11 protein-coding genes are annotated in these 12416 nt (G+C 43.5%); 4 read left to right on the top strand and 7 right to left on the bottom strand.

Translation table 11 applies throughout. From position 1 onward, the window contains the following. The first annotated feature begins 376 nt into the window (after positions 1 to 376). The 4 genes from ACP7AE_RS01255 (at position 377) to ACP7AE_RS01240 (ending at position 5495) form a co-directional block, all read left to right on the top strand. Entirely contained in the window at positions 377 to 802 is a 426-nt protein-coding gene (locus ACP7AE_RS01255) for a hypothetical protein (RefSeq protein WP_060491009.1), read from the top strand. 23 nt (positions 803 to 825) lie between these two features. Beyond that, entirely contained in the window at positions 826 to 1236 is a 411-nt protein-coding gene (locus ACP7AE_RS01250) for a phospholipase D-like domain-containing protein (protein ID WP_426241083.1), read from the top strand. 296 nt (positions 1237 to 1532) lie between these two features. Then, the gene (locus ACP7AE_RS01245; RefSeq protein ID WP_426241082.1) at positions 1533 to 2675 is read left to right on the top strand and encodes a M14 family metallopeptidase; all 1143 of its coding nucleotides are present in this window, start codon (positions 1533 to 1535) and stop codon (positions 2673 to 2675) included. Between the two features lie 456 nt (positions 2676 to 3131). Then, complete coding sequence (locus ACP7AE_RS01240) at positions 3132 to 5495, top strand: ESPR-type extended signal peptide-containing protein (protein WP_426241081.1); 2364 nt, start codon at positions 3132 to 3134, stop codon at positions 5493 to 5495. A gap of 293 nt (positions 5496 to 5788) precedes the next feature. Here the strand turns inward: ACP7AE_RS01240 and ACP7AE_RS01235 are convergent, their stop codons facing one another. From ACP7AE_RS01235 to ACP7AE_RS01205, 7 genes are all read right to left on the bottom strand, one after another. Next, positions 5789 to 6466 (bottom strand): HupE/UreJ family protein, encoded by a 678-nt coding sequence (locus tag ACP7AE_RS01235; protein WP_426241080.1) that lies wholly within the window; start codon positions 6464 to 6466, stop codon positions 5789 to 5791. A gap of 105 nt (positions 6467 to 6571) precedes the next feature. After that, positions 6572 to 7225 carry an urease accessory protein UreG gene (ureG, locus tag ACP7AE_RS01230; protein ID WP_426241079.1) on the bottom strand — a complete coding sequence of 218 codons (654 nt, stop codon included), beginning with the start codon at positions 7223 to 7225 and terminating at the stop codon, positions 6572 to 6574. Between the two features lie 38 nt (positions 7226 to 7263). Further along, the gene (locus ACP7AE_RS01225; protein ID WP_201539143.1) at positions 7264 to 8079 is read right to left on the bottom strand and encodes an urease accessory protein UreF; all 816 of its coding nucleotides are present in this window, start codon (positions 8077 to 8079) and stop codon (positions 7264 to 7266) included. Beyond that, positions 8072 to 8689, bottom strand: coding sequence for an urease accessory protein UreE (ureE, locus tag ACP7AE_RS01220; RefSeq protein WP_426241078.1), 618 nt, complete (start codon positions 8687 to 8689; stop codon positions 8072 to 8074). The genes ACP7AE_RS01225 and ureE overlap by 8 nt, the downstream gene beginning before the upstream one ends. 74 nt (positions 8690 to 8763) lie before the next feature. Beyond that, positions 8764 to 10890 (bottom strand): urease subunit alpha, encoded by a 2127-nt coding sequence (ureC, locus tag ACP7AE_RS01215; RefSeq protein ID WP_426241077.1) that lies wholly within the window; start codon positions 10888 to 10890, stop codon positions 8764 to 8766. Between the two features lie 74 nt (positions 10891 to 10964). Beyond that, positions 10965 to 11267: an urease subunit gamma gene (gene ureA / locus ACP7AE_RS01210; RefSeq protein ID WP_010200554.1), complete on the bottom strand. Its 303-nt coding sequence runs from the start codon at positions 11265 to 11267 to the stop codon at positions 10965 to 10967. A 135-nt stretch (positions 11268 to 11402) separates the two neighbouring features. Next, positions 11403 to 12401 (bottom strand): urease accessory protein UreD, encoded by a 999-nt coding sequence (locus tag ACP7AE_RS01205; protein ID WP_426241076.1) that lies wholly within the window; start codon positions 12399 to 12401, stop codon positions 11403 to 11405. Between the last annotated feature and the right edge of the window lie 15 nt (positions 12402 to 12416).

The raw sequence follows: 12416 nt of genomic DNA, 5'->3' as shown, positions 1-12416 counted from the left end.
ATAGTGAGGGAGTTGTCTACCCTCATCATTTTGATAGACCTAAACAGTACTATTCTCAAAATAAATATCAATCTATGGTGGTTTGATAGCCGCTTTTCATAACCTTTGTATCAAAAGGGTTGAATGTCTATTGTGTACACTTGTACTCTTAGGTTAGAATGAACATAAGTGTATCATTATATAAATATTCTTGAGTGAGCTCAATTACGAATTGATTGTCATGGTTGTTAAAGTAACTTTTATACGAGTGTGAATATAAGAGTGCGCAAACAACGAATCCACATGCTAATTATAGTGACGCCGATGGCTTTGCTTTTTATACGCGATAACCACTTAATTCAACCCTAATCCCAACATTTACGAAGGACTGTTTGAAATGTTAAAAAGTGCCATTAAAGAGACTGAATTAGAAAAAATCGATATCATATTAGTAAAAAATATTTTAGAGATTGGTATTCAAGATGATTATGCTGACAAGATAGCGGCTGATTATATCGAGACATTAGCCCGCGCAAAAAGTGATAAAAACAGTCTCTTATATAAATCATCTAAGGTAAAAGAGTGCTATAGACAGTCGGATCTGCATAAATCTATCAACCGTATTATTTATAAGATCGAGCCTTTAAGGGTTGCTATTATGTGTGAAGGCCTAGCATTGCAGCAGGCAGTGGCTGAAGGCAATAAAGAGATAGCAGATGAGATTATTAAGGTTGTCGTTAGAATGAAGCTAGAAAAAAGTAAGCTTGAGAAAAATCTTAGCGCACTTATGGGTAACGTAAAAAAGCTTCAGCTCGCTAGCTAATAAAATAACAACAAAGCAAGGCCATGCTTGAAAGTGGCGTCACCCTTTTTGAGCTACGTAGCCAAGCTGCGTCTGGTGCACCCGCTGACTATCTAGGAGCGTTCAGATCGTCAAAAGCCAGTCTTCACGCGAAAACCTTTGCGGTAGATAGAAAGCGCATTTTTATTGGCTCGTTCAATTTTGACCCCCGTTCGACTGCGCTCAATATCGAAATGGGTTTAATGATTAACAGTGAACAGATGGCACAGAAACTGCACAAAGCATTTGACGAGGGCATAGTTGGTCTTACTTGGCGAGTAGAGCAGCGTAATGGAAGGCTCGTCTGGATCGATTCCTATACTGGATCGATGAGCGTCTCGGAGCCTGGACAAAGTGCCTTGCGTAATATTATCTTAACGATAGTAGGGTGGTTGCCAGTTGAGTGGCTTTTGTAGCTATAGACAAACAGTGCTATATAGGATCATGAGCTATAACATCCAATATCTGGCACATTAATTCAGTAATGTGATAAATATAAAAAATTGGCTAATGCTATGTCTGTCATAGTGTTTGGAATGTTTTTACGTTATTTTAATTAAAAAAAGCAGCGATGCTACAATTATTAATCATCATTTTTACTATTCTTTAAGATGATTTGTTAGCGTCTCTATCCTGCTTGTTTTTAATCGTTTATGCTCAGGTACTTTACAAATACTCACTAAGATATCTAAAAAATAATTAAGGAAAATTTATGCATATCACTGCTAATTTCGATGCTGGTAATATTGAGGTTATTAATTTAGAAGATAAAAAAAATATCCAATTGGCTATTCGTCCAGACGTCGGTGGCGAGTTTTTTCAGTGGTTTAATTTTCGCTTGACAGGTGAGGTTGGTGAGCAATATGTGCTCAATATTATGAATGCAGGGGATGCAGCATTCCCTGCAGGGTGGGAGAATTACCAAGCGGTGGCGTCGTACGATCGTGACTATTGGTTCCGTCTGCCCACCTCTTATAAAGACGGCAAACTAACCATAACGGCAGAGTTGGAATGTGAAACCATTCAAATTGCTTTTTTTGCCCCTTACAGTGATGAGCGTCATCAAGATTTATTAGCAGCGGTACAAATGCATCCATTAGTGACGTTAGAGCATTTGGGAGAAACCCTTGATAAGCGCGATTTAACCTTAGTCAAAATTAGTGATGGCGCTAGCAATAACGATGCGCCTAAACGCAATATTTGGATTACGGCACGTCAACATCCCGGTGAAACGATGGCTGAATGGTTGGTCGATGGTCTACTGCATAGCCTATTAGATGGTGATAATGCCACGGGTAAATTATTATTAGATAAAGCTAACTTTTACATCGTGCCCAATATGAACCCAGATGGCAGCGTGCGAGGTCATTTGCGTACCAACGCAGTTGGGACTAACCTAAACCGTGCTTGGTCAAATCCAAGTTTAGAGACCAGCCCTGAAGTCTTTCATGTTATTAATAAAATGGAAGAAACGGGCGTTGACTTGTTTTATGATGTACACGGTGATGAAGAAATACCTTTTGTGTTCCTTGCTGGCTCGCAGGGTACGCCAAATTATAGCGACCGTCTCGCGCGTCTACGCGATAGATTTTCAGAAGTGTTAAAGCTCGCCAGTGCTGACTTTCAGACGGAAGAGGGCTATGACGTAGATGCACCGGGTACAGCGAACATGACGCTTGCGACTCACTGGGTTGCCGAACGTTTTGACTGCCTTGCCAATACCTTGGAGATGCCATTTATAGACAACAATAATGTCCCCGATGCGGATACAGGTTGGTCACCAGAGCGCTCTATGAAATTAGGGGAAGCCTCATTAGTGGCTATGTTGGCAGTCGTGGATGATTTACGTGAGTGAATCATTTAGATGGATTGTTTGGGTTATGAAATCAGTCTATCCACTCAAGTGTTACTTGTTCAACATTCTCTATGCCATTCCAAATCTCCTTAGATACGCCCTCAGATTTATCTGCTACCAGACCTTGCGAGTGCCATAACGGCACTTGTAATCCTACCAGACGCGCTCACTCTTACCGATATAACAATCGTTATACTCACTGTGCAGTGAGCATTTGGGTGGGTGAATCTTACTCATAACGCTATTTCCCCATAAAACTATCCCAGATTATTTTGCTTATCTAAGACAGCCCTGAAGATTAAACATCCTTTAATATAAATATACAGGTATGTTAGCTTTGTGCTTTAATAAGTGACAGCTGTCATTTACGAGCATGGTTAATGTAAGTGGCATAGTAAGTGAAATAGATAGCCTTGATTTTATCAACGAGTAGTTTTTGGACTTATGGAGCGAGCTATGAATAAAGTATTTAAAAAGATTTGGAGTCAATCACTAGGTTGTATAGTGGTGGTATCTGAAAATACTAAGAGCGCTGGTAAGACCAGTGGCACGACTGGCACTATCGCCCTGATAGCTCGCTCAAATGACTATAAGATGTTGACTCTAAAAGGGCTTGTTTTCAGTATCGCAGTGATCAGTGGTTCGACAGTGTGGGCAGGCGTGGTGTGCGTAACGGATCCTGTTTCTGGAGGAAGTACGGCAACAGGTGCAATTGCACTAGCCTGTGGAATAAATAATGCAGCAGACGGTCTCAATAGCAGTGCTTTAGGTATTGATAATGAAGCATTGAGTGAAGCTACTGCGCTAGGCTATGCAAATAAAGCAAAGGGCAGTTATAGCAGCGCAACAGGTATTTCTAATGAGTCTTCGGGTATTTATAGCAGTGCGGTTGGTTATACTAATGCCGCATCAGGTGATTATAGTAGTGCGTTAGGTGCTAATAATGAAGCATCAGTTAAGTACAGTAGTGCCGTTGGTTATAACAATACCGCATCGCGTATCAATAGCAGTGCGGTAGGCTCTAATAATATCGCCTCAGAGGGTTATAGTAGTGCATTTGGTTATAACAACACGGCATCGAACATAAATAGCAGTGCAATTGGCTATAAAAACACCGCCTCGAATGTAAATAGCAGTGCCGTCGGTTATAATAATACAGCATCAGGTGAAGACAGTAGTGCCGTCGGTTTTGAAAATACATCAGAGGGTGACTACAGTGTTGCAGTTGGTTATCAGAATACCGCATCAGGTACAGACAGCAGCGTGTTTGGCAGTAATAGCCAAGCAACTGCGACAGGCGCAACCGCCATCGGTAGTTTCTCTATTGCAGATGAAAGAGATACGATTTCAGTTGGTAGCAAGGGTTTCGAAAAACGTATCACTAACGTGGCAGATGCAACAAATGATACAGATGCGGTAAATAAACGATATACCGACGACAAAGCAACCGAAACCTTAACCGCCTCAAAAGGTTATACCGACGACAAAGCGACTGAAACTTTAACCGCCTCAAAAGGTTACACCGATGGCAAAGCAACCGAGACTTTGACCGCCTCCAAAGGCTATACCGACGACAAAGCAACCGAGACTTTGACCGCCTCCAAAGGCTATACCGACGACAAAGCAACCGAGACTTTAACCGCATCAAAAGGTTACACCGACGACAAAGCAACCGAGACTTTGACTGCCTCCAAAGGTTACACCGATGGTAAAGCGACTGAGACTTTGACTGCCTCCAAAGGTTACACCGAAGACAAAGCAACCGAGACTTTGACTGCCTCCAAAGGCTACACCGATGGTAAAGCGACTGAGACTTTGACCGCCTCTAAAGGCTACACCGATGGTAAAGCGACTGAAACTTTAACCGCATCAAAAGGTTACACTGATGGCAAAGCCACCGAAACTTTGACCGCCTCCAAAGGCTACACCGACGACAAAGCAACCGAGACTCTAGCATCGTCACAAAGTTATACGAATGATCAGGTGTTGATCGTTAAACAGGACATTGCTGCACAGCATAAATACCTAAGCATCAATGGTGGTACGTCTGCAGAAGCGATTGCTAGTGGAGACAACGCAATGGCTTTAGGCACTAACGCGTCGGCGCAGGGCAAGCAATCTATTGCAATGGGAGATGGTGCTCAAGCAATCGGCGAGCAAGCTATCAGCATTGGCACTGGTAATAAAGTGACTGGAAATCATTCAGGTGCGATTGGCGATCCAAGTACGGTCAGTGGCAATAACAGCTATAGTATGGGCAATAATAATACCGTGTCTGGCGACAATACTTTTGTGCTTGGCAATAATGTCAATACTTCGGCAAAAAACGCCGTGGTACTCGGCAATGACTCTAGCTCCAACCGTGAAAACACAGTGTCGGTTGGTTCGGATATTAACCAGCGTCAGATTATCAATGTTGCTAATGGTACCGCTGATAATGACGCAGTCAATGTCAGTCAGTTACAAGACGCAAAAACAAGCGCTATCGAAACCTCGAACACTTATACTGATACTAAATTTAATGCTCTAAATGACTCTATTCACAATTATCTGCAAGACAATGGACAGCGCTTTAAGGAAATTGATGATCGTTTTGATCGTCAAGGTGCGATGAGTGCTGCGATGTTAAACATGGCAACCAGCACGTCAGGTCTACAAGGTAAGAACCGCATAGGCGTGGGTGCAGGTTTTCAGGGTTCCGAGCAAGCGGTTTCCTTAGGATATCAGCGTGTCATTAATCCCAATACCAGCTTTAGTCTCGGTGGCGCTTTCACGAAAGATGAGAACTCTGGTGGCATGGGTATGGGCTTTAGCTGGTAAGCATTGAGTAAACCAAAAGCCAAAAAAAGGACATTAATTTGTCCTTTTTTTCTGATGACCATTTCATACTTATTATCTAAAGCTTCTTATAGCCCAAACCTTTTTGAATGCTAATCCTGCTGTGAGCTAAGCGGTCGCTTGAGCGGCCTTATTTCTTTAAGAGTTTCTTTAAGAGCTGTCATAAGATCAGGGGCATAAGGCAATGTCACAAGGCAATTTATATAGTGTCACCTGCGTGCATTACACTTCAGCTTACTACCGTGTTAAATAACTCTGTGTATAAATTAACAAAGTTACCCTAACAGCACACCGCATAAACCGAAAACAGCTATAACACGTTGAATAATCAAACTGTCTTGCAGGTGAGTGTTTAGATAAGTGGCAAATCCTTTGCCGATAGTATATAGACCTAGCATGGCAACAATCATACCCGTAAAGAAGCCAGCGGTATTACTGTTTGCAGGCACTTCGATTGCATGAGCAGCACCGTGGAACATAGCAAGCGCACCAAAGCCAATGATTAAGAATTTATACACAGTTTTGACGGACATCTCGTGGCTTTGATTCAATGTCACATTAAAGTAGCGGCTCATAAGTGCCATGGTCAGTAGTACGATAGAGAGTAGAATACCGTATTCAATAAACAGGCTATTCAAGCTCACACTTAAACTCAGTACAAATCCTGTTACTAGACCAATTAACAGTGCTACAAAGCCTTTTTTAAAGCTGTGCATTTGAGTAAATAGCATGCCCATGCCCAGCGCTAACATCATATGGTCGAACCCAGTCAAAGGGTGCAATATACCAGACAATATTGAAAGGCTAAATGAGCCATCTGCTGCCATCAAGCCATGCCCAGGGTGAGCAAATGCGAGTGTTGGTAGTAATGATAACAGTGCTAAGCCACTGATTATGGTGGTTTTTTGGAAGAGGTTCTTGCGTGTCATCGTTTTGGCTGTGTCTGTTGTCATGATAAATCCTTAATAAATAAACAAATCGATATAAAAACTGACTGATAATCCACTGATCCATCAGCGGTTTGTAGAGCACTTATTGATACCATCACCTAAGGCATTCTACGCCATACTTAACATGCCTTTATCTAAGATAAAAGTAACAATGTCATCAAGACCTTCGCCTGTTTTCATGTTGCTGAATACCACAGGCTTATCACCGCGCATTTTTTTGGCATCATGCGCCATCACCTCAAGTGACGCGCCTACGAAAGGGGCAAGGTCGGTTTTATTGATAATGAGTAAGTCCGATTTCATGATACCAGGGCCGCCTTTACGAGGAATTTTATCGCCTGCTGATACGTCAATGACATATAGTGTCAAGTCGGACAATTCAGGGCTAAAAGTTGCTGCCAAATTATCACCACCAGACTCGATGATAATAAGCTCAAGACCTGAAAATTGCTGCTGTAATTCGGCGATGGCAGATAAGTTAATTGAGGCATCTTCACGGATGGCAGTATGCGGGCAGCCACCAGTTTCAACACCGCGAATGCGCTCAGCTGGCATCGCCTCATGACGGGTTAAAAATTCAGAGTCTTCTTTGGTATAAATATCATTAGTTACCACGGCCATATTGATATCATCCCGCAGGCGTTGACATAGTCTCAGCGTCAATGCCGTTTTTCCTGAGCCTACAGGGCCGCCAATACCTAAGCGTAGAGGAGAGAGCGTCGTTTCTAAATTTTTGTTTTCGATTTTGGGTGTTAGGGCCATAAATAAAGTTCCTTGATGAGAGTTATGTTTATTAGCGATTAAGAGCGAAATAGGCGGCTGTATTGCCTTTCATGCTGACAAGACAGTATGGCTAAATTTGGTAGGTTGGCGGACATATGTAGCTGTTGATAGAGAAGATTTCGCTTAAATGTTGTTATATCAGAGCAATCAGTCATTAACGCCATATGTTGAACGTGCGAAAATTTTTGCTGGACGTTAGCAGCCAGTGGCTGTATTTGCTGACTTAATAACTGTTGCAGCTGCCAAATGATGCGCTGTCCTGCCATTTGTCCAAGCGGTACGGTCTTAACCGCAGCCAGCACCATGTTTTCAATTTGACCAAAGGCATAGGTGGTCATGGCTTGTACAGGCTTAAGTTGCCAGTGCGAGCTGATATGGGCAAACAGTGGCAAAAACCCATGAGCGAGTAAGCTATCAGGCACATTAAGCTCAAGAACATTATCTAGCCATGCGGATAAAGACAGCGCCAATTGACTTGACTCATAGACGAACTCTTTGGTTTCGCGGCTAGCGTGATAATCGGCACCTAAAGCATCAGTCAGCGCCACATCATTAATCATAATTGCCTCTATCATCAGCGCCAGTAGCGGTAGCTCATAACGACACAATGCCAGCTCCAAATAGTCACTCATAAACGCTAAACCACTGCTTTCGTCGTGAATGAGCCCTGACTCGATAGCAGGCTCTATGCCTTGCGAGTAGGTATAACTGCCAATAGGTAGGTTGCTTGACGCCAGCATGAGCAAACGTCCAGTTACCTCTGTATTATTCAGATCATTTATACCTTGTGCGGTACTGGCAGGATGCTGGGAGTGCGTGGCGTGATTAGTCATGAGTATGCTCATGATTACGGCTACGGCTACGGCTACGGCTATGGCTATGGCTGTGAGCGTCAGAGTGATTGTGCTGATGGTTACCGCTATGTTCATGACTGTGACTGTGATCACGATTGTGGCTATGAGAGTGAGAATGTCCGCCGTGCTCACCTTTATACGCACCCGTTTCTGGCTCAAATGGCGCTTGTACGGCTTGGGTATGTAGGCCAAGTTGATTTAACATCGCTTCTAAAACATGATCAGGCTCAAAGTACAGTGCATTAGGTGTCAGCATTAAAGGAACATGGCGGTTGCCTAAATGGTAAGCGCCTTTCATAAGGTCAAAGCCATTATCAGCGGTTACTTCTATCAAAGCTTGCTTAGCAGCTATTATTTGTATCAAGTTGCCTTGATGGTCTGCCAGCACACTGCCATTTTTAATGGTTTCCGTACGTGGCAAATCAACACCAATGGATTCTTGATGCTGGGTTTCTGCTTTAAAACGGCTACGCTGACGGGTATCGAAATCTAAATATAAAAAGTTTTCTGCCTGTTTTTGCCTATCAATAATTGCTTGTTGTTCAGCGCTAAGGGTTGATAGATCAAGACGTTGCGTATAAATGTTCATAATTATGTTTATAGTCCGTTAAAGTAGATGGTTGACAGCTGATGGTAGATTATCAGCACGACAATAAAAAGTAGCTAGAATAAAAAATAGCGCTGTGCCATCGGTAGATAGTCGGCAGGCTCACAGGTCAACAGCTCACCATCGGCGTACACTTCATAGGTTTCTGGGTTAACCTCCATCTTAGGACAGTAGCTATTAAACTTCATGTCTTGTTTACGTACCTTACGAATGTTGTGTACCGCTTTAATGACCTTTTCTAGTCCTAATTGCCTATCAACACCCTTATCAATAGCCGCACTTGACATAAAGGTGATGCAAGTCTGCGCTACTGTCTTGGGGAAGCTACCAAACAGACTGCGATAGTGCACAGGCTGCGGGGTTGAAATGGAAGCATTGAGGTCACCCATGGACGCTGCCGCAATCAAGCCGCCTTTAATAATAAGGTCGGGCTTTACGCCAAAAAATGCCGGCGACCATAAAATTAAATCCGCCCATTTATCTACTTCAATGGATCCCACTTCGTCACTAATGCCATGAGTGATGGCAGGGTTGATGGTGTATTTTGCGAGGTAGCGTTTGATACGAAAATTATCATTGCTGCTATCAGAGTCCGTAGGACTGAGCATGATATTTTCTAATGCTTGCTCAGTTTTAGCTGATTGATCAGGAGCCAGATGACCACGTTGGGCTTTCATTTTATCAGCCGTTTGCCACGTGCGAATAATGACTTCTCCCACGCGTCCCATCGCTTGCGAATCACTACTCATCATGGAGATGGCACCCATGTCTTGTAAAATATCTTCGGCGGCAATGGTTTCTTTACGAATACGACTTTCTGCAAAAGCGACATCTTCAGCAATGGCTGGGCTTAAATGGTGACAAACCATGAGCATGTCGAGATGCTCGTCAATGGTATTAATGGTGAAAGGGCGCGTCGGGTTGGTTGATGAGGGTAAAACATTGGTTTCGCCAATAGCTTTTAAGATATCTGGGGCATGACCGCCGCCAGCGCCTTCGGTATGGAAGGTGTGAATACAGCGGTCTTTAAACGCGCCTAGAGTGCTATCTAAATAGCCGCTTTCATTTAACGTATCAGTATGAATCGCCACTTGCACATCATATTCTTCAGCCACGCTAAGGCAGTTATCAATGGCTTTGGGCGTGGAGCCCCAGTCTTCATGAAGCTTAAGCCCGATAGCACCCGCTTCAATCTGCTCTACAATGGGGGCAGATAAACTGACGTTGCCTTTACCCAAGAATCCGATGTTCATCGGAATAGCATCAGTGGCTTTTAGCATGCTGTGAATATGATAAGCACCAGGCGTACAAGTGGTGGCAAGAGTACCTTCAGCAGGTCCCGTACCACCGCCTAACATCGTGGTTACACCAGACATCAATGCCGTCTCACACTGCTGCGGTGCAATGAAGTGAATATGGCTATCGATCCCACCAGCAGTTAATATTTTACCTTCTCCTGCGATAATTTCGGTAGCAGCGCCAATAGGTAACGTCACATTAGGCTGAATATCAGGGTTGCCAGCTTTACCAATGCCACTGATACGACCCTCTTTGATAGCGACATCTGCCTTATAGATACCGCTGTAGTCCACAATCAAAGCATTGGTAATAATAGTATCGGCAACTTGCTCACCTATTAGCTGTGATTGACCCATACCATCGCGGATTACCTTGCCGCCACCAAATTTAACCTCTTCACCAATGCTGATGCTATCAGTATGTTGGTCACTGTGACTGGTCAAGTCATATTCAACCTCAAGCCATAAATTCGTATCGGCTAAGCGTACCTTATCTCCTGAGGTAGGGCCAAAATGTTCAGCATAAATACGTCGGTCAATGCGTTTTTTCGAGGTATTTTGAGAGATTTTAGGGTCTACAACGCCCATAACCTTGCCTGAAAAACCATAGATGTGTTGTTTACCGGCGATAGCGACTAACTCAACTTTTCGTGCTTGTCCTGGCTCAAAGCGTACCGCAGTACCAGATAAGATATTGAGTCGATAGCCAAGCGTCGACTCTCGATCAAAGCTCAGTGCTGCATTTACCTCAAAGAAGTGATAGTGAGAACCGATTTGAATAGGGCGGTCGCCGGTATTGATTACCGTTATGGTTTGAACATATCGACCAGCATTCAAAGCCATATCGCCTGCTTTAATATTATATTCGCCTGCTTTTATCGTCATTTTTGTTATCCTTAATCGTCTTATGGCAATGGCTCTCGTTCAATATCGTTTTATACGGCTTTATAGCAAGTAAGCTACACGATGGGGTTATGTACCGTCACCAGCTTAGTGCCATCGGGGAAAGTGGCTTCAACTTGGACATCATGTATCATCTCTGCAATGCCTTCCATGACGTCATCGGCAGAGAGGTAAGTGGCTCCTTCACTCATTAGTTGCGCCACGGTTTTGCCATCACGCGCGCCTTCCATCAGTAGCATGCTGATATAAGCGATAGACTCAGGATAATTAAGCTTGACGCCACGATTCTTACGACGTTCCGCTACCATACCGGCTGTAAATAGTAAGAGTTTATCTTTTTCGGTAGGATTTAACTGCATAAAACTTCCTTAATAATTATTGTCTTCTGAAGGTTATAATTCGTTTTAATCTTTATAAAGTAAATAGGATAAGTAGAGTTATTCTGGTTTGATTCAGCACTGTTTAAGGATGATAGTATGCAGGAGCACATGGTATTAGGTATCCCAAATTCTCGGTCGATGAGGTTCAAGCGTGTACCATTTAGACCTGATAAGCTCGCGAATTTGGTAAAAAGCCTCAAAGCAAGCGCGCACATCTGCCCCTAAATAACGGCAATTGATACCTTGAAAATTATGAGTACAGTGAATGGGGAGTGACTGCTGATCAATGAGATGGCGTAGCTCGGTAATAGTGGCATCTAAATATTGACCAAGCTTGAGCGGATTATTCTGTAACTCAGGTGCAATGACCTCTGTGCTAGGTATTGCCCAAAAAGAGCCATGCACATGTTGATTGTTCAGTCCTAATGGTGAGGTAAACCAGCGCGTATTTGCTTGCTGGGAGGTGCATTCGCTGACCAATAAACTGCCCTCACGCCATATCTCTAAGCGGTTGGCATAATGACCATTAGCAAACGTCTCTTGATACGCTTGACGTCCGAACACAGCAATATCCCAAGTCAATAAACTTGCTGTCTTAGCTAAATAAAAGCGGTTATTCGCATTAGAGTTGGAATAATCGTAATAAATGCTTTCTTGGGGTAGCCATTCTAGGACAGCGTGGTCATCGAGGCGGGCGTCGATATGCTGTTCTGCGCTGACGGCATTGTTGAAAGTAGTGTCGAGAGGATGGTCGGAGTCGTTGCTAGTTGTCGCTTGAGTGCCCTCGGTAGGTTTTGATAAATCGTTGGGTTTAGAGGATCGTAATGACTGCCGTTGCCCGTACCATTTACCGGCTCCAGGAGTAGTAATCACCGCATGACTATTAGATTTTAGGTTAAATTCCAATGTTAAGCGGTCATCATCGGCGATACCAGCAGGAGGATACAACACATAAATATGGCAAATTCCTGCTTGACTGTTATCAGTATCAGGCTCAGGATAAAGCGCACGCTGCACCATGAGTGCGCCAGTATGGGCACGATGATACAGCCGAGTTTTTGCAGCATTAGAGGCGCAGTCGAAATGAAGCTGTAGTGAGGATTGCCAAGTCAAAACTGTATTTCCTTT

Source organism: Psychrobacter sp. TWP2-1-2 (genome assembly GCF_049896785.1).
GTDB lineage: Bacteria > Pseudomonadota > Gammaproteobacteria > Pseudomonadales > Moraxellaceae > Psychrobacter.
This window is presented reverse-complemented; position numbering and strand designations above follow the sequence as displayed.

Bases quoted from the DNA above. Each gene is read 5' to 3' on its own strand.
- ACP7AE_RS01255 (WP_060491009.1), top strand. From the start codon at position 377: ATGTTAAAAAGTGCCATTAAAGAGACTGAATTAGAAAAAATCGATATC.
- ACP7AE_RS01250 (WP_426241083.1), top strand. From the start codon at position 826: ATGCTTGAAAGTGGCGTCACCCTTTTTGAGCTACGTAGCCAAGCTGCG.
- ACP7AE_RS01245 (WP_426241082.1), top strand. From the start codon at position 1,533: ATGCATATCACTGCTAATTTCGATGCTGGTAATATTGAGGTTATTAAT.
- ACP7AE_RS01240 (WP_426241081.1), top strand. From the start codon at position 3,132: ATGAATAAAGTATTTAAAAAGATTTGGAGTCAATCACTAGGTTGTATA.
- ACP7AE_RS01235 (WP_426241080.1), bottom strand. From the start codon at position 6,466: ATGACAACAGACACAGCCAAAACGATGACACGCAAGAACCTCTTCCAA.
- ureG (WP_426241079.1), bottom strand. From the start codon at position 7,225: ATGGCCCTAACACCCAAAATCGAAAACAAAAATTTAGAAACGACGCTC.
- ACP7AE_RS01225 (WP_201539143.1), bottom strand. From the start codon at position 8,079: ATGACTAATCACGCCACGCACTCCCAGCATCCTGCCAGTACCGCACAA.
- ureE (WP_426241078.1), bottom strand. From the start codon at position 8,689: ATGAACATTTATACGCAACGTCTTGATCTATCAACCCTTAGCGCTGAA.
- ureC (WP_426241077.1), bottom strand. From the start codon at position 10,890: ATGACGATAAAAGCAGGCGAATATAATATTAAAGCAGGCGATATGGCT.
- ureA (WP_010200554.1), bottom strand. From the start codon at position 11,267: ATGCAGTTAAATCCTACCGAAAAAGATAAACTCTTACTATTTACAGCC.